General features: G+C 63.8%; 22 protein-coding genes and 1 tRNA gene. 14 read left to right on the top strand and 9 right to left on the bottom strand.

All coding sequences use genetic code 11. The features are described from left to right. Positions 1-1041 (top strand): serine/threonine protein kinase, encoded by a 1041-nt coding sequence (locus LDO29_RS00145; protein ID WP_224077771.1) that lies wholly within the window; start codon positions 1-3, stop codon positions 1039-1041. A gap of 45 nt (positions 1042-1086) precedes the next feature. Here LDO29_RS00145 and LDO29_RS00150 read toward each other — a convergent pair whose 3' ends face one another. Further along, positions 1087-1524 carry a universal stress protein gene (locus LDO29_RS00150; protein ID WP_224077772.1) on the bottom strand — a complete coding sequence of 146 codons (438 nt, stop codon included), beginning with the start codon at positions 1522-1524 and terminating at the stop codon, positions 1087-1089. A gap of 368 nt (positions 1525-1892) precedes the next feature. On the opposite strand from LDO29_RS00150, the gene LDO29_RS00155 reads away from it, so the two are divergent. Continuing rightward, complete coding sequence (locus LDO29_RS00155) at positions 1893-2960, top strand: CaiB/BaiF CoA transferase family protein (protein WP_224077773.1); 1068 nt, start codon at positions 1893-1895, stop codon at positions 2958-2960. 172 nt (positions 2961-3132) lie between these two features. Continuing rightward, positions 3133-3771: a response regulator transcription factor gene (locus LDO29_RS00160; RefSeq protein ID WP_224077774.1), complete on the top strand. Its 639-nt coding sequence runs from the start codon at positions 3133-3135 to the stop codon at positions 3769-3771. A gap of 83 nt (positions 3772-3854) precedes the next feature. On the opposite strand, the gene LDO29_RS00165 is transcribed toward LDO29_RS00160, so the two are convergent. The 5 genes from LDO29_RS00165 to LDO29_RS00185 all read right to left on the bottom strand — a co-directional run bounded on the left by LDO29_RS00165 (position 3855) and on the right by LDO29_RS00185 (position 8679). Continuing rightward, a tRNA-Met gene (locus tag LDO29_RS00165) sits at positions 3855-3931 on the bottom strand. A gap of 152 nt (positions 3932-4083) precedes the next feature. Beyond that, positions 4084-5778, bottom strand: coding sequence for an MFS transporter (locus LDO29_RS00170; RefSeq protein ID WP_224077775.1), 1695 nt, complete (start codon positions 5776-5778; stop codon positions 4084-4086). 263 nt (positions 5779-6041) lie between these two features. After that, a complete protein-coding gene (locus tag LDO29_RS00175) occupies positions 6042-6362 on the bottom strand; it encodes a DUF4212 domain-containing protein (RefSeq protein ID WP_224077776.1) in 321 nt (106 codons plus the stop codon). After that, complete coding sequence (locus LDO29_RS00180) at positions 6359-7915, bottom strand: sensor histidine kinase (RefSeq protein WP_224077777.1); 1557 nt, start codon at positions 7913-7915, stop codon at positions 6359-6361. Before LDO29_RS00180 ends, LDO29_RS00175 begins: the two co-directional genes overlap by 4 nt. Before the next feature lie 74 nt (positions 7916-7989). Further along, positions 7990-8679, bottom strand: coding sequence for a response regulator (locus LDO29_RS00185; protein WP_224077778.1), 690 nt, complete (start codon positions 8677-8679; stop codon positions 7990-7992). A 252-nt stretch (positions 8680-8931) separates the two neighbouring features. On the opposite strand from LDO29_RS00185, the gene recA reads away from it, so the two are divergent. The 9 genes from recA to LDO29_RS00230 all read left to right on the top strand — a co-directional run bounded on the left by recA (position 8932) and on the right by LDO29_RS00230 (position 17984). Continuing rightward, positions 8932-9990, top strand: a complete 1059-nt coding sequence (recA, locus tag LDO29_RS00190) for a recombinase RecA (protein ID WP_224077779.1) — start codon at positions 8932-8934, stop codon at positions 9988-9990. Between the two features lie 165 nt (positions 9991-10155). Next, positions 10156-10626, top strand: coding sequence for a recombination regulator RecX (recX, locus tag LDO29_RS00195; protein ID WP_224077780.1), 471 nt, complete (start codon positions 10156-10158; stop codon positions 10624-10626). Between the two features lie 265 nt (positions 10627-10891). Beyond that, a complete protein-coding gene (locus LDO29_RS00200) occupies positions 10892-11566 on the top strand; it encodes a DUF2889 domain-containing protein (RefSeq protein WP_224077781.1) in 675 nt (224 codons plus the stop codon). Between the two features lie 87 nt (positions 11567-11653). Further along, complete coding sequence (sucC, locus tag LDO29_RS00205) at positions 11654-12823, top strand: ADP-forming succinate--CoA ligase subunit beta (protein WP_224077782.1); 1170 nt, start codon at positions 11654-11656, stop codon at positions 12821-12823. 75 nt (positions 12824-12898) lie between these two features. Further along, positions 12899-13192, top strand: coding sequence for a GIY-YIG nuclease family protein (locus tag LDO29_RS00210; RefSeq protein WP_224077783.1), 294 nt, complete (start codon positions 12899-12901; stop codon positions 13190-13192). A gap of 53 nt (positions 13193-13245) precedes the next feature. Continuing rightward, positions 13246-14127, top strand: a complete 882-nt coding sequence (sucD, locus tag LDO29_RS00215; RefSeq protein ID WP_224077784.1) for a succinate--CoA ligase subunit alpha — start codon at positions 13246-13248, stop codon at positions 14125-14127. 293 nt (positions 14128-14420) lie between these two features. Beyond that, positions 14421-15116, top strand: a complete 696-nt coding sequence (locus LDO29_RS00220; RefSeq protein WP_224077785.1) for a TerC family protein — start codon at positions 14421-14423, stop codon at positions 15114-15116. A gap of 466 nt (positions 15117-15582) precedes the next feature. Continuing rightward, on the top strand, positions 15583-16089 hold the full coding sequence (locus LDO29_RS00225) for a pilin (protein WP_224077786.1): 507 nt from the start codon (positions 15583-15585) through the stop codon (positions 16087-16089). A gap of 98 nt (positions 16090-16187) precedes the next feature. Beyond that, positions 16188-17984, top strand: coding sequence for a PglL family O-oligosaccharyltransferase (locus LDO29_RS00230; RefSeq protein WP_224077787.1), 1797 nt, complete (start codon positions 16188-16190; stop codon positions 17982-17984). A gap of 10 nt (positions 17985-17994) precedes the next feature. On the opposite strand, the gene LDO29_RS00235 is transcribed toward LDO29_RS00230, so the two are convergent. Together LDO29_RS00235 and LDO29_RS00240 are read right to left on the bottom strand one after the other, a co-directional pair. Next, entirely contained in the window at positions 17995-18522 is a 528-nt protein-coding gene (locus LDO29_RS00235; RefSeq protein WP_224077788.1) for a hypothetical protein, read from the bottom strand. Beyond that, a complete protein-coding gene (locus tag LDO29_RS00240) occupies positions 18519-18971 on the bottom strand; it encodes a hypothetical protein (protein ID WP_224077789.1) in 453 nt (150 codons plus the stop codon). The genes LDO29_RS00235 and LDO29_RS00240 overlap by 4 nt, the downstream gene beginning before the upstream one ends. A 474-nt stretch (positions 18972-19445) precedes the next feature. Between LDO29_RS00240 and LDO29_RS00245 the strand changes: the two genes are divergently transcribed. Both LDO29_RS00245 and LDO29_RS00250 read left to right on the top strand, forming a co-directional pair. Next, positions 19446-20726, top strand: coding sequence for a GGDEF domain-containing protein (locus LDO29_RS00245; RefSeq protein ID WP_224077790.1), 1281 nt, complete (start codon positions 19446-19448; stop codon positions 20724-20726). A gap of 192 nt (positions 20727-20918) precedes the next feature. Continuing rightward, a complete protein-coding gene (locus LDO29_RS00250) occupies positions 20919-21485 on the top strand; it encodes a cold shock domain-containing protein (RefSeq protein ID WP_224077791.1) in 567 nt (188 codons plus the stop codon). A gap of 23 nt (positions 21486-21508) precedes the next feature. Here LDO29_RS00250 and moaC read toward each other — a convergent pair whose 3' ends face one another. Further along, positions 21509-21994, bottom strand: coding sequence for a cyclic pyranopterin monophosphate synthase MoaC (gene moaC / locus LDO29_RS00255; RefSeq protein WP_224077792.1), 486 nt, complete (start codon positions 21992-21994; stop codon positions 21509-21511). Positions 21995-22028 lie beyond the last annotated feature (34 nt).

Here is a 22028-nt window from a genome sequence, read left to right on the forward strand (position 1 = left end):
ATGAGCGCACATCATGCATCCGGCGACAGCGGCATCCCGTTCGCGGGGCTGACGCCCGAGCTGATCCTCGATGCGCTCGAGTCGGCGGGCATGCGCCCTGACGGCCGGCTGCTCGCGCTCAACAGCTACGAGAACCGGGTCTGGCAAGCCGGCATCGAGGACGCCGCGCCCGTGGTGGCCAAGTTCTACCGGCCTGGCCGCTGGACCGATGCGGCCATCCTCGAGGAGCATGCTTTCGTGCAGCAGCTCGCCGATGCCGAGATCCCCGCGGTGCCGGCGCTGGCCGGACCGGGCGGCAGCACGCTGCACTACCACGCGGACTTCCGCTTTGCTGTCTTTGCCCGCTGCGGTGGCCGCGAACCGGCGCTGGACCGCGCCGACACGCTGACCTGGTTGGGCCGCTTCATCGGCCGCATCCACGCGGTGGGCGCCACGAACGCCTACCAGGCACGCCCGGTGCTGGACGCACAGACGTTCGGCGTGGCATCGCGCGACTGGCTGCTCGCGCACGACTGCATTCCCGCCGATCTGCGCGAACCCTGGCAGGCGGTCGCGGACCTGGCGCTGGACGGTGTGCGCCGCTGCTACGACCGCGCCGGCGATGTGCGCCTGCTGCGCGTGCATGGCGACTGCCATCGCGGCAACGTGCTGTGGATCGACGGCGACGACGCCCGGGCCACGGGCCTGGCCGCAGCGGGCCCGCATTTCGTGGACTTCGACGACAGCCGCATGGCCCCGGCCGTGCAGGACCTGTGGATGCTGCTCGAAGGCGACCGCGCGGCGATGCAGGACCAGCTCGCCGATATCGTTGCGGGCTACGAGGACTTTGCCGAGTTCGTGCCGCGCGAACTCTGGCTCGTGGAAGCGCTGCGCACGCTGCGGCTGCTTCACTACAGCGCCTGGCTGGCGAGCCGCTGGCGCGATCCCGCGTTTCCGGCGGCATTCCCGTGGTTCGGCACGGCGCGCTACTGGCAGGACCGCATCCTGGAATTGCGCGAACAAGTCGCGCTGATGGAAGAAGCGCCCCTGTGGGGCGCCTGAGGGACTGACTGGAACGGTGCGGCGGAGCGGTCAGCCCGCGCCCGCTCAGGCCTTTTCGGGCGCCTTGACCAGCAGGACAGGGCAGGGCGCCTGCGCCAGCACGCGGCCCGCCACGGATCCGATCACTGCATCGAAGAACGAGCCACGGCCGTGCGTGCCCATGACGATGGCCTGCGCATCCGTCGTGCGCGCGTAGGCGACGATGCGCTCCGGCGCAAACCCGTGCAGTGCATGGCGCTCGAACGGCACGCCGGCAGCGGTGAGGATCTCGCACACGCCGGCCATGGCCTTGTCGCTCGCCTCCTGGTGCCAGGCGTCGATGGTTTCCTTGCTGACAAAGGCGCGGACCTGTCCGCTGACTTCGGGCGCGACGTGCACCACATGCACGGTGAAGCCGCTTTGCAGCAGCTTGCCCTCGGCGATGAAGCGGGCGGCAGCGTCGCTGAAAGCCGATCCGTCGGTTGCGAGCACGATATTGGTCATGGCGGGAATCTCCTGGGTGGGGGCGCTGTACTGAGACGCCAGGTTATAGGATAGGCACACGATCGGCGCCGCGGAACGCGGGCGCGGCGGCGAGCCGTCCATAGTCATGATGGCAGCAAGTCTCCTGCCACAATCAGATATAGATCAAGTGACTCGGAAATTTCCTTTGCCGGGGCCGTTGCGGTGCCTCTGGCGGATATGTCAAGGCACCTGACACATTTGGCCATTGCCGCCCACCGGCAGGCCCGCTTAGCATGTGCCCAGCCCGGCTGGCGTCGCCACGACATGGCGCCCGGCCTTTCCATCCCAGAACATCAGGCGATCCCGCCCGGCGCGGCCGGCCGGACGCCTCGACGGAGACAGCAAACATGAGCGAGCGCGGCAACCTCCTGCCCCTGCGTGGCGTCAAGGTAGTGGAATTCGAAGGCATCGGGCCGGGGCCGCTGTGCGGCGCCATGCTCGCCGGCCTGGGCGCGGACGTCACTCTGGTGACGCGCCCGGTTGCGCCGGACGCGCGGCGCATCCTGCGCGGCCAGGGCGTGCCCGCCGAGATGGAGCTCGAGCACGGCAAGACCGTGGTACAGCTCAACCTGAAGTCCGCAGAAGGCGTGGCGGCCGCGCTGGACCTGGTGGCCGGCGCCGACGCGCTGATCGAGGGGCTGCGCCCCGGCGCCATGGAACGCCTGGGCCTCGGCCCGGCGGAATGCCATGCGCGCAACCCGCGCCTCGTGTACGGCCGCATGACCGGCTGGGGCCAGACCGGCCCGCTGGCGCAGAGCGCCGGGCATGACCTCAACTACATTGCGCTGACCGGCCTGTTGTCGATGGCCGCGCGCGACGGCGCGCTGCCGATGGTGCCGCCCACAGTGGTCGGCGATGCCACCGGTGCGCTCGGCCTGGCATTCGGCATCACCAGCGCCATCCTGCACGCGCGTTCGAGCGGGCAGGGCTGCGTGGTGGATGCCGCGATCACCGATATCGTCGCCATGCTCGGCTCTCTGGTGCAGGTGTCGCGCGCGGCGGGCACGCTGGGCGGGCCGCAGCCCAGCCCGTTCCACGACTCCCCGTTCTATGACGTCTATGCGTGTTCCGACGGCCGTGCCATCACGCTCGGCGCGCTCGAGCCGCAGTTCTACCGCGAGCTGCTCGAACGGCTTGAACTCACGGATATCGATCCTGCCGCGCAATACGACCGCGCCCAGTGGCCGGCGGTGAAGGCACGCATCACCGAGCTCATTGCCTCGCGGCCCAGTACGCATTGGGAATCGCTGCTCGGCGGTACCGATGTCTGCTTTGCCCGCGTGCTGACGCTGGACGAGGCGGCGCGCCACCCGCACAACCAGGCGCGCGGCACCTACCGCCTGTACCGTCAGGGCGATCGCGAAGTGGCGCGCTCCACGCCGGCGCCGCGCTTCTCGCCGGCGAAGCCGGCCTGAGGCCTTGAGGCAACTGACTTCCAACTCCGGACACGCGTCGGCAAGGGCCGCGGCGAGGAAATTTTCCAGCCTCGTTGCGGCAACCACGCATTCTGAATGCAGCCGATTCGGCGATCCGGCATGAGGTACACCACCTAATCTTCGCGGTATCCCTTCACCAAGGAGCCGCGAGTTGGACCCCACCCCGTTCGATGAAGCCCTGATCGTCGATGCGCGGCCCGCGCCGCCCAGCGAGGCATCGTGGCAGATCGCGCACGCGCTCGGCGCGCGCCGGACACTGCTGGCCGGCAACGTGCGGCTGGCCCAGCAGATGGTGCGGGAGCACCAGCCCGGACTGGTGGTGATCGAGCTGGATACGCTCGGCCGGGCCGGAATCACGCTGATCAAGCGGCTGGCCGCCAGCCATCCTGCGGTGCGGCTGCTGGCGCTGTCCGACAGCGATGCGACGATGGCGCCCGTGCAGGTGTTGCGTGCGGGCGCCCATGGCTTCGTGCCCCGGCAACGGGGCCTGGCGGAAATGGTCCACGCGGCGCGCGGCGTGATGTCGGGCTACCTGGTCTTTCCCACACAGACCCTGGAAGCCGCACGCCAGTTGCACTTGCCGTCGGCCGGCAAGCTTTCGCGCCTGACGGCGCGCGAACTCACGGTGCTCCAGTACCTGGCGCGTGGCCATTCCAACAAGGCCATTGCCGCGCGGCTGCTGATCAGCGGCAAGACCGTGAGCACCCACAAGACCAACATCATGCGCAAGCTCAGCGTGGGGTCCGTGGTGGAGATGGTCGACTATGCGCGCCAGCACCAGCTGTTGTGATGGTCTCCGGCCGGAAACGTCGATCGGCGGCCAGCAAAGCAAAAAGCCGCGAACCCTTGCGGGATCGCGGCTTTTCAAATAGATGGTGGCGAATCAGGGACTCGAACCCCGGACCTGCGGATTATGATTCCGTCGCTCTAACCGACTGAGCTAATTCGCCAACGAAGACCGCTATTGTACCGGGAATTTCCGACCTGTCAACACCTAGTTGAGAAGATGCGGGCAGGGATCTGAAAAGAAAGCCGGCAAGCCTTGCGGCCTGCCGGCTGGAGCGACCGATTACCGGATCGGTCTTGCCTGAACCTGGCCTGCTCAGTCGTGGGCGTAGATGTCAACGTCCTTAGTTTCGCGCACGAACAGGGCGCCGATCACGAAGGTGACGGCGGCGATGATGATCGGGTACCAGAGGCCGTAGTAGATGTTGCCGTTCTGTGCCACCAGTGCGAACGAGATGGTGGGCAGCAGGCCGCCGAACCAGCCGTTGCCGATATGGTAGGGCAGCGACATCGAGGTGTAGCGGATGCGCGTCGGGAACAGCTCCACCAGCATCGCGGCGATCGGGCCGTAGACCATGGTCACGTAGATCACCAGGATGACCAGGATCACCAGCACCATGATCGTGTTCATCTGGGCCGGATCGGCCTTGGTCGGGTAGCCGTGGGCGCTCATCTCGGCGCCGACGGCCTTCTTGAAGTCGGCGATCTGCTTCTTGCTGGCGTCGTCGAACGCGCCCTTGGCCACCGTGGCGTCGAAGGCCTTGATTTCCTTGTCACCAATCTTCACCGACGCTACGGTGCCTGCCGGCGCCGTCACCACTTCATAGCTGGCCGATGCCTGGGCCAGCGTGCGCTTGACGATGTCGCACGAGCTGTGGAAGTCGATTTCGCGGGCGATCGGGCTGCCCTGGAACGAGCAGCTTGCCGGGTCGGCAGTGACCACGATCTGTGCCGACTGCTGGGCGCGTTCCAGCGCCGGGTTGGCATAGTGCGTCATCGCCTTGAACAGCGGGAAGTAGGTCAGCACGGCGAGCGCGCAGCCCAGCATGATGATCCACTTGCGGCCGATCTTGTCCGACAGCGAGCCAAAGAAGATAAAGAACGGCGTACCGATCACCAGCGCGCCGGCGATCAGCAGGTTGGCCGTCTTGGCATCGACCTTCAGCACCTGCGTCAGGAAGAACAGCGAGTAGAACTGGCCGGTGTACCAGACCACGGCCTGACCGGCAGTCAGGCCCAGCAGCGCCAGGATCACGATCTTCAGGTTGCGCCACTGGCCGAAGGATTCAGTCAGCGGAGCCTTCGAGGTCTTGCCCTCGGCCTTCATGCGCTGGAACGCCGGCGATTCGCTCATCGACAGGCGGATGTACACCGACATGGCCAGCAGCAGGATAGAGACCAGGAACGGAATGCGCCAGCCCCAGGCGTCAAAGCTGGCGCCGGTCAGCTCGCGGCACAGCAGGATCACGATCAGCGACAGGAACAGGCCCAGCGTCGCCGTGGTCTGGATCCAGGCCGTATAGGCACCGCGCTTGCCGTGCGGCGCGTGCTCGGCCACGTACGTGGCGGCACCGCCGTACTCGCCGCCGAGCGCCAGGCCCTGCAGCATGCGCAGTGCGATCAGGATGATCGGGGCAGCCCAGCCGATCGTGGCGAAGCCGGGCAGCAGGCCGACGAGGAAGGTCGACAGGCCCATGATCAGGATCGTCACCAGGAAGGTGTACTTGCGGCCGATCATGTCGCCGAGGCGGCCAAACACCAGCGCGCCGAACGGGCGCACGATGAAGCCGGCGGCGAATGCCAGCAGCGCGAAGATGAAGGCGGAGGTCGGGTCAAGGCCGGCGAAGAACTGCTTGGCGATGATGGCCGCCAGCGAGCCATACAGGTAAAAGTCGTACCACTCGAACACCGTGCCGAGCGACGAGGCCAGGATGACCTTCTTCTCCTCGGCTGTCATCGGTGCGTTCTGTGCACCGCCGCCGGGCATCGCTACGTTCTGTGCGTTTGCCATGTTGTCTCCTCCGTCTGGAATGGGTCACCGGTGAGGCCGCGGACGCACCGCAAGACATGGCGCGCTGCGGAGCCATGGGCACCGGAGCTGCAAGGATTTTGGGAGGCGAAACTTACTGAGTTCTGACAGATTTCCGCTGTCTGGCGCGCAAAACGTCGGGGTATACGCTAGCCCGTGCAGCGCCTGAACCGGCACCCGGATTGCTGCATTGCGAAGGGCAATGTGTGGCGAGCACTGTGCAGCGGTGCGATGCGGTCTTGGTGCTACGCAGCATTCCTGCTGTTGCCGCCTGGCGTGCCCTGCGAAGGTGGGGTGACACTGGCGGAGCCCTCGTCAGCTTCGTCATCGGCCCGGTTCATGCGCCATGCGTAGAGCGCTGTCATCAGGACGTAGATCACCAGCGCGCCCTGAGCGCCCATCCAGAACGAGAATGGCCAGCCGAAGAAATCGAAGCGCAGGTCGCGCGCGAACCAGCTCACGACAAAGGTGACGACGAACCAGACCGCGAGCAGCGCGCAGATCCAGCGCCGGTTGCGCTGCCACGAGCGCTTGAGCGCCGGATCGACAGGCGGACGCGCGCTCACGCTGACAGCTCCGGTGCGGGCCGCCGAAGCGTGATGCGGAATCGCGCGCCGGCCAACCGTGGTTCCTGCTGGTAGACGTGGTCGTCGATGCTGACTTCGCCGCCATGCTGCTGCACGATCTCGCGCACGATCGCCAGGCCCAGGCCACTGCCTTCGGTGTTGGTGCCAAGCACGCGGTAGAAGCGCTCCATCACGCGCTCGCGGTCTGCCGAGGCAATCCCGGGCCCCGTGTCTTCGACGTCGAGATACGCGAACGGCTCGAAGGCATCGGCGGTGACGCGCACGGTGGCATGGCCGCCGGGCGGCGTGTAGCGGATGGCATTGTCGATCAGGTTGTTGAGCATTTCCGTGAGCATCAGGCGGTTGCCCTGGACCATGACCGGGTGGTCGTCGGCATCGAGCCCCAGGTCGATCTGCCGGGCCCAGGCGCGCGGCAGCCAGTCCTTCACTACCTCGCGCGCGAGCGCGGCCAGATCCAGCGCGGCCATGCTGCCGGCGCCGGCCAGGTTCTCCATGCGGGCGAGCGACAACAACTGCGTGACCAGGTGCGCCGTGCGTTCCGAGCTGCCCGCGATCTGCGCGAGCGATCGGCGCAACTCCTCCGGCGACTGCTCGCGCTGCGCCAGTTCGGCCTGCATGCGCAGCCCGGCGAGCGGCGTCTTCATCTGATGCGCGGCATCGGCGATGAAGCGCTTCTGCGTCTGCACCGACTGGTCCAGCCGTGCAAGCAGTTCGTTGAACGACGCGACCAGCGGCGTGATTTCCTGCGGCGCGGCGCGCTCGTCGATGGGGCTGGTGTCGCCGGGGTTGCGCGCGCGGATGCGCTGCTGGATCGCCGTGAGCGGCGCCAGCCCGCGCGTGAGCCCGAACCACACCAGCACCACGGCCAGCGGCAGGATCACGAACTGCGGAAGGATCACGCCCTTGATGATCTCGTTGGCCAGGCGCGCGCGCTTGTCGAGGGTTTCGGCCACCTGCACCAGCACGGGCTGGGTGCCGCTGACGTTCTTGAGATCGATGTAGGTATAGGCCACCCGCACGTCGTTGCCGGACACCCGGTCGTCGCGCAGCGATACCAGGCCGGGATGGCCCTGGTCATCCTCGGAGGGCAGCGGCAAGTCATGGTCGCCAGCGACATACTCGCCGCGCTTGCCGACGACCTGGTAGTAGACGTTGTCGGTTTCGTCCGCGCGCAGGATCTCGCGCGCCGACAAGGGCAACTGCAGCGTGACCCGGCCATTCACTTCGCGGACCTGCTGCGACAGCACGATGGCGCTGGCCTCGAGCGAGCGGTCGAACGGCCCGTTGGCGATGGACTTGGCCACCAGGTAGGTGACGGCGATGCTCATCGGCCAGAGCAGCAGCAGCGGCGCCAGCATCCAGTCCAGGATCTCCCCGAACAGCGAGCGCGGGGCAGGGTGGGCGGCGCTCTCCTCCAGGTGGGGCAGGGCGTCGGCCAGGTCGTCCGGGTCGTCGGTGCCAGCGTCGGTGCCAGCGGGAGGCGCAGGGTCCTTGGCGGGCGGATGCCGCCATGGCAGTCGCAGCAGGCTCATCTCGGCAAATGGTGTGTGGCGGCTTAGGTCGAGTGATCGGCTGCGCGGGCAGGAACGGCGGGCGCGGATGCGCCTCAGCTATGGGCGGCCACGGCCGGCTGGAACTTCTCCAGGCAGTAGCCCAGGCCGCGCACCGTGGCGATGCGGATGCCGCCGACCTCGATCTTCTTGCGCAGCCGGTGCACGTAGACCTCGATCGCGTTGTTGCTGACTTCTTCGCCCCATTCGCAGAGGTGGTCCACGAGCTGTTCCTTGGAGACCAGGCGTCCGCAGCGCGTGAGCAGGATTTCCAGCAGCCCGACCTCGCGCGCCGACAGGTCCAGCATCTGGTCGTTCATGTAGGCAATGCGCCCGACCTGGTCGAACGCCAGCGGCCCGTGGCGCATCAGCGTGGCGCCGCCGCCGGCGCCGCGGCGCACCAGCGCGCGCACCCGGGCTTCGAGCTCGGACAGCGCGAACGGCTTGGCCATGTAGTCGTCGGCACCCAGGTCCAGGCCCTTGACGCGTTCGTCCACGCTGTCGGCGGCTGTCAGGATCAGCACCGGCAGCATGGCGCCGCGCCCGCGCAGGCGCTTGAGCACTTCCAGGCCCGGCATGCGCGGCAGGCCCAGGTCCAGGATCAGCAGGTCGAAATTCTGGGTCGACAGCGCGGAATCGGCCTCCAGGCCATTCGCGACATGGTCGACCGCATAGCCCGAGTGACGCAGCGAGCGCGTCAGGCCGTCGGCAAGCACATCGTCATCTTCAGCGATCAGAATGCGCATGGTTGTCTCCACCACGGCCGGCATTGCCAGCCGCCACGCAAACGATGCGGACAGGGCTTGCCAAGCATACTGTTTTTTTATACAGTACCCGCACATTCCGCGCAGGCCGCCGCAGAAGGCGGCTGTGCAGGCAGTCGGGTGATTTTGTAGTTGAGGCGCGCCGATCGGGAAGTCAATCGGAAAAAGCCGGTGCCGCGCCACATTCGACCTATTTATACCACCATTGACTCAACATTTGACTCAAGGACGACCATGGACGACAAGAAGGCAGGTGCCGGCCTGAGCGCCGAGAAGCAGAAGGCGCTTGCCGCCGCGCTCTCGCAGATCGAGAAGCAGTTCGGCAAGGGCTCGATCATGCGCATGGGTGATGGCGAGGTCGAGAAGGATATCCAGGTGGTGTCCACCGGCTCGCTCGGCCTGGACATCGCGCTCGGCGTGGGCGGCCTGCCGCGCGGCCGCGTGGTCGAGATCTATGGCCCCGAATCCTCGGGCAAGACCACGCTGACGCTGCAGGTGGTGGCCGAGATGCAGAAGCTCGGCGGTACCTGCGCCTTTATCGATGCCGAGCACGCGCTTGACGTCAACTACGCCTCCAAGCTGGGTGTGGACGTGGGCGACCTGCTGATCTCCCAGCCGGACACCGGCGAGCAGGCGCTGGAAATTACCGACGCGCTGGTGCGCTCGGGCTCGGTCGACCTGATCGTCATCGACTCGGTGGCCGCGCTGGTGCCGAAGGCCGAAATCGAAGGTGAAATGGGCGATGCGCTGCCCGGCCTGCAGGCCCGCCTGATGAGCCAGGCGCTGCGCAAGCTGACCGGCACCATCAAGCGCACCAACTGCCTGGTGATTTTCATCAACCAGATCCGCATGAAGATCGGCGTGATGTTCGGTTCGCCGGAGACCACCACTGGCGGCAACGCGCTGAAGTTCTACGCCTCCGTGCGCCTGGATATCCGCCGCATCGGCTCGATCAAGAAGGGCGATGACGTGATCGGCAACGAGACCAAGGTCAAGGTGGTCAAGAACAAGGTGTCGCCGCCGTTCCGCGAGGCCTTCTTCGACATCCTCTACGGCCAGGGCATCTCGCGCCAGGGCGAGATCATCGACCTGGGCGTGGATGCGAAGATCGTCGAGAAGTCCGGCGCGTGGTATAGCTACAACGGCGAGAAGATCGGCCAGGGCAAGGACAACGCGCGCGAGTTCCTGCGCGAGAACCCGGACATCGCCCAGGACATCGAGAACAAGGTTCGCGCCGCGCTGGGCGTCGCGCCGATGAACGGTGTGCCGGCGGCCGAGGTCGTAGAAGGCTGAGCGCCGGCTGGCAGGCACGCTCCCGAGGCTGGCGCATCGCCGATGCGCCAGCCTTTTTTGTTTAGGCGCAGAACGTCGTTCCCGCGCAGGCGGGAACCCAGTGACTTTCAAAAGACGCTGGATTCCCGCCTGCGCGGGAATGACGGTGGAAATATCACGACCCTCATGGCCCCCCGTCCCCCGCTATCCCTGAAGGCCCGCGCCGTGGGCTACCTGTCTCGGCGCGAGCACAGCCGGACCGAACTGGCGCGCAAGCTCGCGCCGCATGCGGAATCGCCCGAGCAACTCGAGCAGGTGCTCGACGCCCTCGAGCGCGAGAACTGGCTGTCCAACCAGCGCTTTGCCGACAGCCTGCTGCACCGGCGCGGCAGCCGCTATGGCGCTGCGCGCGTCATGCAGGAGGCCAAGACGCACCAGCTTGGCAGCGAGCAACTGGGCGAACTGCAGGAACGTCTGCGCGAAACCGAACCCGAACGCGCGCGCGCGGTCTGGCGCAAGCGCTTCGGCACCCCGCCCGCCACGCCGGAGGAGCGGGCCCGGCAGATCCGCTTCATGATGGCGCGCGGCTTTTCGCGTTCGGTGATCGGCAAGGTGATCCAGGGTGCCGAGGACGATATGCCCGGCGATATCGACTGAGCCGGGTTTTTTGCGCGAATACCTGCACTGGCTACAGGTGTATTCGGCCGTATGCTGCCGGCGCTGCGAGGCGAGTACAGCACAGGGCGGGGATATCTATGCCGTGTAAGCGCCGGTTTTCCGCCCCGGTTGGCCGACAATCTGGCGCGGACAGTTGGCGCCTGCGGATGTTCCCGGGCAAACCGCCCCGGCATGTTAAACTCTTCAGGTTCTTCGGCGCCGTCGCCTTTGCGCCGTATCTTGCCCCCGTATTTCCAGCCTGGTCATGCCTCTTTCCCAGCCCGTCAACCGCTCCCTGCGCCATACCCGCGCCATTACGGCCCAGGCTTACCTCAGGGAAGACGGCTTGTGGGACATCGAGGTGCGCCTGACCGACACCAAGCCCCGTGACATTGCCCTGGCGGGCGGCCGTATCCGTCCGGTCGGACAGCCGCTGCATGACCTGTGGCTGCGCGTCACGATCGACGAGCAGCTGAACGTGCTGGATGCGGAGGCTTGCTCCGACTGGGTGCCTTATCCGACTCACTGCGATCAGATTGGTCCGGCTTACCGCAAGCTGATCGGGCTGAATCTGCGCAAGGGTTTCCGTAAGGCGGTGCGTGACCGCCTTTCCGGTATCCAGGGTTGCTCGCACCTCACCGAAGCGGCTGGCGTATTGCCGAGCGCCGCGATCCAGGCATTTGCCGGCGAAGTCATCAGCATTCGCGATGGCAGCGACGATGATCCCAATCCCGAACCCCCTTACCAGTTGAACGGCTGCCACGCGCTGCGCTTCGACGGCGAGGTGGTCCGAGAGTTTTACCCACGCTGGTATGGTCACCAGCCGAAGCCCAAGGTTCGGGCCGAGGCGGAGCAGGCCGCTGCGAACACGCCTCAGGCGCAAGCGGTAGCCGGCAACGGCAATGTTCCGTACGACCGGCCAACCGGCACTTCCGGCTGATCCTCAGGATCGGCCACGGACGAGAGAGTTCGTCTTCTTTCAGATTCTTCCCTTCTACCTTTTACGCCTACCCGAAAGGAAACACGCATGAATATCCATGAGTACCAAGGCAAGGAAATCCTGCGCAAATACAATGTGCCGGTTCCGCGCGGCATTCCCGCGTTCTCGGTTGCTGAGGCCCTGAAGGCCGCAGAAGAGCTTGGCGGCCCGGTTTGGGTGGTCAAGGCGCAGATCCACGCGGGTGGCCGCGGCAAGGGCGGCGGCGTGAAGGTTGCCAAGAGCATGGACGAGGTCAAGACCTACGCCACCAACATCCTGGGCATGCAGCTGGTCACGCACCAGACCGGTCCGGAGGGCAAGAAGGTCAATCGCCTGCTGATCGAAGAAGGCGCCGACATCAAGAAGGAACTGTACGTTTCGCTGGTGGTGGACCGTGTTTCGCAGAAGATCGCGCTGATGGCTTCGAGCGAAGGCGGCATGGACATCGAGGAAGTCGCTGCCCACACCCCGGAAAAGATCCACACCCTGATCATCGAACCGTCGACCGGCCTGACCGACGCTGACGCCGACGACATCGCCCGCAAGATCGGCGTGCCCGACGCGAGCGTGGCGCAAGCCCGCCAGGCCTTGCAAGGCCTGTACAAGGCGTTCTACGAAACCGACGCGTCGCTGGCTGAAATCAACCCGCTGATCCTGACCGGCGAAGGCAAGGTCATCGCGCTGGACGCCAAGTTCAACTTCGACTCGAACGCGCTGTTCCGTCACCCGGAAATCGTCGCTTACCGCGACCTGGATGAAGAAGACGCCAACGAAATCGAAGCTTCGAAGTTCGACCTGGCCTACATCTCGCTGGACGGCAACATCGGCTGCCTGGTGAACGGCGCCGGCCTGGCCATGGCCACCATGGACACCATCAAGCTGTTCGGCGGCGAGCCGGCCAACTTCCTCGACGTGGGCGGCGGCGCCACCACCGAGAAGGTGACCGAAGCCTTCAAGCTGATGCTGAAGAACCCGCACGTGCAGGCCATCCTGGTGAACATCTTCGGCGGCATCATGCGCTGCGACGTGATCGCCGAAGGCGTGATCTCGGCGTCGAAGGCCGTCAACCTGACGGTGCCGCTGGTCGTCCGCATGAAGGGCACCAACGAAGACCTGGGCAAGAAGATGCTGGCCGACTCGGGCCTGCCGATCATCTCGGCGGACACGATGGAAGAAGCCGCCCAGAAGGTCGTGGCTGCTGCCGCCGGCAAGAAGTAATCAGACCGATTTTGGCAAGGAGTTCGTAACTCGCTCGTCGTTCCCGCGAAGGCGGGAACCCAGCGACTTTAGTCAGTGCGCAAGACGTTCTATGTCTACCTGTTGGCAAGCGCCCGGAACGGCACACTCTATTTGGGAGTAACGTCCGATCTGGTTAGGCGAGTGTGGGAACACAAGAACGAATTTGTGAAGGGATTTAGCCAGAAGTACGGCGTCCATCAGTTGGTTTGGTTCGAAACGCATGAGTCCGCCGAAGCGGCCATCACGCGGGAAAAGCAGATCAAGAAATGGAACCGGGGCTGGAAGATCAAGCTGATTGAAGGCATGGACCCTTACTGGAACGACCTCTATCCGACGATAGCCGTTTAAAGACACTGGGTTCCCGCCTGCGCGGGAACGACAGGAACGGAAAGGAAAAGCAAATGAGCATTCTGATCAACAAAGACACCAAGGTCATCACCCAGGGCATCACTGGCAAGACCGGCCAGTTCCACACCCGTGGCTGCCGCGACTACGCCAACGGCAAGAACTGCTTCGTCGCCGGCGTGAACCCGAAGAAGGCCGGCGAAGACTTCGAAGGCATTCCCATCTACGCCAGCGTGAAGGATGCCAAGGCCCAGACCGGCGCCACCGTTTCCGTCATCTACGTGCCGCCCGCAGGCGCTGCCGCCGCCATCTGGGAAGCCGTTGACGCCGACCTGGACCTGGTGGTCTGCATCACCGAAGGCATTCCCGTGCGCGACATGATGGAAGTCAAGGACCGCATGCGCCGCGAGAACAAGAAGACCCTGCTGCTGGGGCCGAACTGCCCGGGCCTGATCACGCCGGACGAAATCAAGATCGGCATCATGCCGGGCCACATCCACCGCAAGGGCCGCATCGGCGTGGTGTCGCGCTCGGGCACGCTGACGTACGAAGCCGTGGGCCAGCTGACCGCGCTGGGCCTGGGCCAGTCGTCGGCTGTCGGTATCGGCGGCGACCCGATCAACGGCCTGAAGCACATCGACGTCATGAAGATGTTCAACGACGATCCGGAGACGGACGCCGTGGTCATGATCGGTGAGATCGGTGGTCCGGACGAAGCCAACGCGGCTTACTGGATCAAGGAAAACATGAAGAAGCCGGTGGTTGGCTTCATCGCTGGCGTGACTGCGCCTCCGGGCAAGCGCATGGGCCACGCCGGTGCGCTGATCTCGGGCGGTGCCGACACCGCCCAGGCCAAGCTGGAAATCATGGAAGCCTGCGGTATCAAGGTGACCAAGAACCCGTCCGAGATGGGGCGCCTGCTGAAGGCAATGCTGTAACTACGCTTGTCGTTCCCGCGCAGGCGGGAACCCAGTGACTTCTCCCCGAAGGGGACGTGAAAGACGCTGGATTCCCGCCTACGCGGGAAGGACGAGTCAAACGCTGCCCCCGCCGTGCGGGGGCAATGTCATTGTGGCGAGGCGCTTCCTAGGGTATCTCCGGAGTCAATTGCCCGTGATTTGAAACCGAATCGAAAGGTTCGCGCGATATACATGTCTGTTTTCTCAGACATCCGAACTGCCGCAATCGGGCGGGGTCGGACAAATAGATAGAAACCTCGAGGAGCCTTGCCGTGGAACTGCTGTCTTCCACCACGTTCTGGATTGCGTTGGGATCGATCATCCTGACCAACATCGTCCTGTCCGGCGACAATGCGGTGGTCATCGCGCTCGCCTCGCGCAATCTGCCGCCATCGCAGCAGAAGAAAGCCATTTTCTGGGGCAGCGCCGCCGCCATCATCATGCGCGTGGTGCTGACCGTGGCGGCCGTCAAGCTGCTGAGCCTGCCGTACCTCAAGATCATCGGCGCCGTGCTGCTCGTCTATATCGGCGTGCAACTGCTCAATGGCGACGACGATGAGGAAGGCCACGACGCCAAGGACAACATCTGGGCGGCCATCCGCACCATCCTGATCGCCGACCTGGTGATGTCGCTGGACAACGTGGTGGCAGTTGCCGCAGCGGCCCAGAAGGGCCCGGAAGGCAGCCAGCTGATGCTGCTCATCCTGGGCCTGGGCCTGTCGATCCCGCTGATCGTGTTCGGCAGCACCATCCTGCTCAAGGTCATGGAGCGCTTCCCGGTCATCATCGTGCTGGGCGCTGCACTGCTGGGCTATCTGGCTGGCGAAATGCTGGTGAGTGACCCGGTCGACGCCGCCTGGTTCGAAGTCCACGTCCCGCACGCGCACCTGGTGTTTGGCGCAGCTGGGGCGATCCTGGTGATCATCATCGGCAAGCTGATGAGCCGTCGGGCGGCGCAGACGGCCTGAAGAAGGGCGTCTTACTGATTGGCGTGCACTGAACGCGCTTGATCGGGCTCCATGCCTTCAATCTTCGTCATCCCCGCGAAGGCGGGGATCCAGCGTCTTTAGGGCGCGCCACACTCAAAAGACGCTGGGTTCCCGCCTTCGCGGGAACGACAAGGTGGTGGTCAAGCAAGAGCGGCTCCGAGAGAGCCGCTCTTGTTGTTTTGGCGCAGTGGGGGCAATCCGCAGGGCCACTAACTTATGTGAGTTATCGCACATTTTGTCGGTGAAGCATGAGACATATGTAGACAACTGACAAATTTTGGTTCGCCCACGTCGCGCAGCCTTTGCTGGAGTGACGAAATTTGTCGCGTTACCCCCTACTCATGGGGTATCGCAGCCTGGCACAGTATCTGCTCTATCCTCCCCGCACTTCACAAATCGAAGACGTGCAGTGCATCAACCTAAAATCTCTTCGAGGGGTCATCTCATGCAACGGGTACAACAAATCAAGAAGCTGGGCCGTCGGGTTCAGAAGGGCTTTACGCTGATCGAACTGATGATCGTGGTGGCGATCATTGGTATTTTGGCGGCGATTGCGATTCCTGCGTACCAAGACTACGTGATCCGCGCTCGCGTAACGGAAGGCTTGAACTTGGCTTCGGCAGCCAAAGTGACTGTGGCGGAAAACGCTGCAAATGGTGCTGCATCACTTGCAAACGGCTATGTCCCGCCGGGTGTTGGTACGCTGAAAAATGTGAACTCCATCGCAGTTACCGCTGCCACCGGCCAAATTGACATTTCTTACAATACGAACGTCGCTCCGGCTGCCACCAATACGATCTCGCTTGTGCCGACGGATGGTGGCGCCGCAATTGCTGCCGGCACGCCGCCGAGCGCACCGCTGAAGTGGACCTGCTATACAGCTGGCGTTGCCAGTGCACCTGCAGCTGCTACGTTGCCATCGAAATATGCCCCGGCTGAATGCCGCGGCTAAGGCTCATATTTTTCTGCTATGAAAAAGCGCCCGTATGGGCGCTTTTCTTTTGTCAGTTTGCAAGGCATGATTTCCGGTCTTTGCTCTCGGGCGCGTGTATGTCATTGGCTGGATTCATTGCAGTTTTATTGTTGATAGCGACTGCGATCCCTTTGCTGGTATCGAAGCATACGTTGCCATTGGCGACCTTTTATGGCGAGTGGGCGGCTGGTTTGCTATTTGCCATCGTTGGGCTCATATCGCTATTGGGTGGAAAGCAAATCGCCACCAGCGGTCGGCAATCCGGATGGATCCCCTGGGTCGCGATGATGCCTCTCTGGCTCATTGCAATCGGCAATATGCAAACGTTAGCTGGTTTGAGCGATCAGACTGGAAGCCGGGTTATTACACTTTTGTCGCTGGCACTTGGTGCGACATTAATACTTGCCGGTTGGTTTTGCCGCAACGCTGCCACGCTGACTCGCTCGTGGTCTAGCAGCACCCCCTTGGGCACTGCACTACTCCTCGCGGGCCTCTTAGGTACCCTCGCTCAGTGGATCCAGCTCTTCCACCTCGAACCCCGCACCTTCGGCCTCGTTTCGTCTTATTTCTACGACGACAACCGACGCCTCTGGGGCAACCTGAACCAGCCCAACCATCAGGCCACGGTAGAGGGCATGGCACTGGTTGCGGCAACGTGGCTGGCGTCGCGCGGCAAGCTGCGTTTCCCGATGTGGCTGGTCGCCGCAGCGCTGTTGGAAAGTGGAATCGTGTTGTCGGGGTCGCGCACTGGCGTGCTGCACGTGGGACTCGCTGCGGCGTACGCTCTAGTTGCCGCATGGCTCGCGCGCGGTACGCGCCGCGATGCCGATCCGATGCAGCGCCCAATTGGCTTGCTGGTCGCGGCGGTCGCCATGGTCGCCGTGCTCCTGGTCCTGCAGCAGGCCATCAAGGCGGCGGGGCACGCATTCGACTGGCGACTGTTCGACACCATCGCACAACTGCAGGCTGAAGACCAAATGTCGGCGCGCAGTGCGCTGTGGGCCCACGCCTGGGCCATGTTCCGTGCCCACCCATGGCTGGGCGTGGGCTGGGGTGAATTCGGCTGGGTCCAGTTCCAGCAATTGCCGCAGGTTGGCGTAAAGGTCGAGATGGCCTTTCATGCGCACAACGCCGTGCTCGACCTGCTGGCCAAGACAGGTATCGTCGGCACGGCCGGCGTGGCGCTGGTGCTAGCGGGATGGCTGTGGCGTGTGGTGCGTGTCCGGCTTTGGCAGGGGGCGGGCGAGGAGAGGGCGCAGACTACCGTCGTGCTGGCGTGGCTAGCCATGCTGTGTGCGCACTCGATGCTAGAGTACCCGCTGCACTACCTGTACTTCTTTCTGCCATTCTGCTTCATGCTGGGCTGGCTGGAGCCGGTTGGTTTTGGGAACTGGCGCCTGCCGCACAGGCTCTCGCTGGGACTGCTAGCGGGTTTTGCCTGTGTCAGCGCGATCGTGCTGGCTTCGATGTGGCAAGACTACCGGCGTGCCGAAGCGCGAGAATACGCAACCCGCGAGCGTCGTGCCACGCTGCCGATGCCGGCGTACTGGTTCCACCAGTATGCGGCGGCCGATCTCGCCGAGCGTGCCGTCATCACGCCCGCCAATGCCGCGCAGTTGCTGCCATCGCATGTCGCAGCAGTGCATCTGCTGCCGACGCCGACGATGATCGCACGCACGGCATGGCTGATGGCGCTCACGGGCGATGCCACACGGGGTCGCGCGTGGCTGGAGCGCCTGCATTACTACTACCTTGGCGACGAGCCCGCGCAATACGCGACGCTGGATCAGGCTTGCCACGACGTTGCGGACGCCGCTCGGCCGCGTGCCTTCTGTGCCTGGATTAATAGCCAAGCGCAGCGCATGCCGGAATGAGGTAGACAGCTTAATATGGCACCACGTACCCCGGAGGCGGAGGCGGCGGATAGTAATAGTACGGCGCCGGCCGCGGTGCCACTGCCATGCTTCCGTAGACCGGCACGCGGTGGCCGCTCGCATACATGCATTGCAGGTAGGCCGCGTCATACTGCCGCTGCGTGCCATAGCCCGAGTATTGCGCGTTGCCGGCGCCGACTGCTGCACCAGTCAGCAGGCCAACGCCAGCACCCACTGCCGCGCCCGAGCCCCCATTGAATGCGGCACCGGCCGCCGCGCCCAAGGCCGTGCCAACGACCGCACTGCCGACGGCGGCATTGTTGGCCGCTTGCGCGGACGTGACGCCGCCCACCTGGCCGAATGCGTACTGGCGGCAATTGCCGTCATCGGCACGGAACTGGTCGAAGGTCTTGCCGGTGCCAGGCAGCACCATCACCGACGGCCCCGATGGCATGACGGCGCAGGCGCCCAATGCCAGCGTTGTGGCAGCCAGGGCGATAACGAGCGGACGACCGATCGGATGAGCATGTACCTTCATGACGACATCCTCGTCGGTGACGTTTCGGAACCGGACGGCGGCTGTGCCGGCACCTTCTGCCAGCCGCCAGGGCACGCCTGGATATATGGGTAATAGCCCTCGGGCTGGTTGCAGTGGTACCACCAGGCCTGGCCCGGGGCTTCTGGCGCGGCGCCTTCAGGTCCGGGCGCAGGAACCGGTCCGTTGGGCCCCTGTTCGATGTATTGCGGGGGTGACGCCGGTGCGGTCATGACGGCGGGCGGATAGTAATACGGGTACGGATAGTAGCCATAGGGATAGCCGCCGTACACGAAGCCCGGGCCGATATACACGCCCACGCCGACGCGCGCATGGTAATAGCCGCCGTGATAGTACCCGCCGTGATAATAGGCCCGGCCGGCGAATGCCGCGCCGCTGGCGGTGACCGCCGCCAGCGCCAGCGCCAACTGGCAAAGCTTGCGCCCGTTCATGGAACTCACCCTATGCAAATGCGCCCGGCCGCGCCGGCACTGGGGGTGCCGCAGCCTGTCCGGCCATGCCGGCCTGATTGGTATTGAATACCAATTTACGCCTGCCGGCGGCGGCGCACGGCGTCGTGAAATGCAGCGTTACCTTTATTACGGCGCGGTGCGTCGACCGTACGCGCGGGGATGGGCGGCAAGAATCGAAGTGCCGGATCGACTGCCAGAGACACCCCATCGTTTGCGCCATGGGCGACCGCGATCAGACCGAAGAGACTGGTTGCACTATGTATTGTGAAGCAGACGTTCGAAGCGCGCAGCGAACAGAAACAGGGATCGTCGGGAACGGCGACTAGCTGCGATCACTCGGGGCACTGTGTTCTTTTTCGTCCGCCAGTAGAAAATCCTGTTTCATTTTCAGCTTTACGGCGCGGTCGCGGAAATTGTAATAAAGTGTTTCGAAGCAATCAGGCACACTAGGCCGTGAACCTCGAATCCCCATCCGAATTTGCCATTGACCCGGTGCGTGTGGAGTTCCGCCATGCAGAAACGGAACTCGCATTCCAGCGCCATCATTTGATGCGCAGCCGGTCGTCCCTTCACCTGACACTGCTGTTCTGTTCTGCCTTCTATCTGGCCTTTGCCATGACGGATGTGGCTGCTCTGGGCTATGGGCGCGTGACTTTGGTCCTTTTTGTTGCCCGCGTGCTGGTCGCGATCACGGCAGTCATGGGTTTGTATCTCTTGCGCGACCAGTCGGAGTCGGAGTCCATCGTTGCCCAGTGGTTCGTGGCAAGCGCCGCTGAGGTCGTGGGAATGGCAACCTTCATGCTCATCGTCTGGTTCCGTCCGAGTGAAATTCCATGGCATGCGATGTCACTGTGCATCATGCTGATCGTCGTCTATGTCTTCATCCCTAACCGGCTGATCATCGCAAAGGGTATCGCTATCGCCTCCACGGCGGGGTTCATCCTGATCGCGGTGGAGAAGGGCATGCTGACCCGGTCAGATGCCCTGACCATGTCGATGCTCTTGCTGCTTGCCAACAGCTTCGGCCTGGTGGCGGCCCGTCGCTACCATCGGCTATGGCGCGACGAGTACCGGGCGCTGACGGAACTGAAGCACCAGTCGATCCGGGACCATCTCACCGGCTGTTACAACCGACGCCATTTGCACGAAACGCTGCTGCCGATGGAAATAGCGAGGGCAGAGCGGTACAAGCATTGGTTGACCCTCGTGGTTTGCGATATAGATCACTTCAAACGGATCAACGATACCTTCGGGCACCAGGCTGGTGACGCCGTGCTTCAACATGTTGCAGCCTTGCTCCAGGCAATGACGCGCAAGCATGTGGATAGTGTGGTGCGCTACGGTGGCGAAGAGTTCTTGCTGATCCTGTCACAGACGGACCTTGACGGTGCTTTGTCCGTTGCGGAGCGCCTGCGTGCGGCGATTGTGGACCATCCGACAGCCGACGCCGCCAGCGGGAGCATCCCGACCACGGCCAGCTTTGGCGTGTTGTCCGTCGATTTTTCGGCTGCGAAGCAAGGTGCAACCGAAAAGTCTTTGATTGCCGCTGCCGATGCCCTGCTTTACGAAGCCAAGGAAGCTGGCCGCAACAGTATCCGGTGTAGCGAATGGTCCGATGCAGCAGTCGGGCGTGCGGGCATCTCTCTTCCACTGACGATCTACGATTCGGCGTCGCCCGACAGACATCCGCTTGATGCCGATTGGGCAGAGGCGCCGCTGATCCAGTATCGATGACCGCGACATCGGGTTATTGCTTCGTCGTCAGACCGTTGATCAGAGTGGCGCAGATCGTGAGACGGGCAAGCCAGTGAGGCAGTTGACCCCGACGGACAGGTTTACGCGATGACTCAGGGTGGCGGAAGGTCCATCGCCTTTGTAAACCCCACCGTGCGAGAACACGTCGTTATTTTTGGCTCATCATCATCCATGAACACGCGTATCAGCGGCACGCTCAAGACCTGGAACAAGGATAAAGGGTTCGGGTTTATTACCCCGTCGAATGGTGGCCAGGACATCTTCGTTCATATTTCGGACTACCCTAGGCAGGGCGGTCAGCCAAAGGTTGGCGAGTCATTGACGTTCCTTGTCATGCTCAACAAGGATGGCAAGAAGAAGGCCATCCTTGTCCAACGGCCCGGCGTCAATCCGGCAGTATCACGTAGAAGGCGCGAACAGGTGCCTGTGCGGAACGAGAGAACGCTCGGCCCCCGTCTGGCTGGATTGATCGCTGTTGCCGTCCTCTTTGGCGCCGGATACAAGTACATTGCCCCGAAATTCGGTGGGCTTGAAACATTGGCTTCTGTCTCGACTCAGGCGCCAGTATCGGCGGCGTCTAGCCCATTTCAATGCGACGGACGGAAATATTGTTCTCAGATGACCTCTTGCAAGGAGGCCAAGTATTTCCTGAAGAGCTGTCCAGACACTGAGATGGACGGTGACCGTGACGGCATTCCTTGTGAGTCCCAGTGGTGTACAAGTATTTTTTCGGAATAGGTATAGCCAGGCTTATAAAAGAACTACTTGCCCGAATCAGCCACCCAATCTCCCGACTTCCCGCCATGCTTCTCCAGCAGGCGCACACCGCCGATGACCATCCCCCGATCCACTGCCTTGCACATGTCGTAGATCGTCAGCAGCGCAACTTGTACACCCGTCAGCGCTTCCATCTCCACCCCCGTCTGGCCGCGCGTCTCGGTGCGCACCGTGCAAGTGATGCTGGCGCCGGCCTCGTCCAGCGCGAAGTCCACCGCAACCTTGGTCAGGCCGATCGGGTGGCACAGCGGGATCAGGTCGGCGGTACGTTTGGTCGCCATGATGGCGGCCACGCGGGCGATGCCGAGCACGTCGCCCTTCTTCGCGCTGCCGTCGCGCACGAGCGCAAAGGTATCGGGCAGCATGGTGATGGTGCCGGTGGCCACGGCCACGCGATGGGTGCTGGCCTTGTCGCCGACATCGACCATGTGGGCCTGTCCGGCGGTGTCGAAATGGGTGAGCTGGGTCATGGCAAGATCCTGTGCGGCAACCGCCAATGGGAAC

The sequence above is a fragment of the Cupriavidus laharis genome (genome assembly GCF_914271435.1).
In the GTDB taxonomy this organism is placed as follows: domain Bacteria; phylum Pseudomonadota; class Gammaproteobacteria; order Burkholderiales; family Burkholderiaceae; genus Cupriavidus; species Cupriavidus laharis.

Excerpts from the sequence above, each read along its gene's own strand:
- sucC (WP_224077782.1), top strand. The coding sequence starts at position 11,654 with ATGAATATCCATGAGTACCAAGGCAAGGAAATCCTGCGCAAATACAAT.
- LDO29_RS00230 (WP_224077787.1), top strand. The coding sequence starts at position 16,188 with ATGTCATTGGCTGGATTCATTGCAGTTTTATTGTTGATAGCGACTGCG.
- LDO29_RS00200 (WP_224077781.1), top strand. The coding sequence starts at position 10,892 with ATGCCTCTTTCCCAGCCCGTCAACCGCTCCCTGCGCCATACCCGCGCC.
- LDO29_RS00145 (WP_224077771.1), top strand. The coding sequence starts at position 1 with ATGAGCGCACATCATGCATCCGGCGACAGCGGCATCCCGTTCGCGGGG.
- LDO29_RS00170 (WP_224077775.1), bottom strand. The coding sequence starts at position 5,778 with ATGGCAAACGCACAGAACGTAGCGATGCCCGGCGGCGGTGCACAGAAC.
- moaC (WP_224077792.1), bottom strand. The coding sequence starts at position 21,994 with ATGACCCAGCTCACCCATTTCGACACCGCCGGACAGGCCCACATGGTC.
- LDO29_RS00155 (WP_224077773.1), top strand. The coding sequence starts at position 1,893 with ATGAGCGAGCGCGGCAACCTCCTGCCCCTGCGTGGCGTCAAGGTAGTG.
- sucD (WP_224077784.1), top strand. The coding sequence starts at position 13,246 with ATGAGCATTCTGATCAACAAAGACACCAAGGTCATCACCCAGGGCATC.
- recX (WP_224077780.1), top strand. The coding sequence starts at position 10,156 with ATGGCCCCCCGTCCCCCGCTATCCCTGAAGGCCCGCGCCGTGGGCTAC.
- LDO29_RS00150 (WP_224077772.1), bottom strand. The coding sequence starts at position 1,524 with ATGACCAATATCGTGCTCGCAACCGACGGATCGGCTTTCAGCGACGCT.
- LDO29_RS00250 (WP_224077791.1), top strand. The coding sequence starts at position 20,919 with ATGAACACGCGTATCAGCGGCACGCTCAAGACCTGGAACAAGGATAAA.
- LDO29_RS00240 (WP_224077789.1), bottom strand. The coding sequence starts at position 18,971 with ATGAACGGGCGCAAGCTTTGCCAGTTGGCGCTGGCGCTGGCGGCGGTC.
- LDO29_RS00180 (WP_224077777.1), bottom strand. The coding sequence starts at position 7,915 with ATGAGCCTGCTGCGACTGCCATGGCGGCATCCGCCCGCCAAGGACCCT.
- LDO29_RS00225 (WP_224077786.1), top strand. The coding sequence starts at position 15,583 with ATGCAACGGGTACAACAAATCAAGAAGCTGGGCCGTCGGGTTCAGAAG.
- LDO29_RS00235 (WP_224077788.1), bottom strand. The coding sequence starts at position 18,522 with ATGAAGGTACATGCTCATCCGATCGGTCGTCCGCTCGTTATCGCCCTG.
- LDO29_RS00185 (WP_224077778.1), bottom strand. The coding sequence starts at position 8,679 with ATGCGCATTCTGATCGCTGAAGATGACGATGTGCTTGCCGACGGCCTG.
- recA (WP_224077779.1), top strand. The coding sequence starts at position 8,932 with ATGGACGACAAGAAGGCAGGTGCCGGCCTGAGCGCCGAGAAGCAGAAG.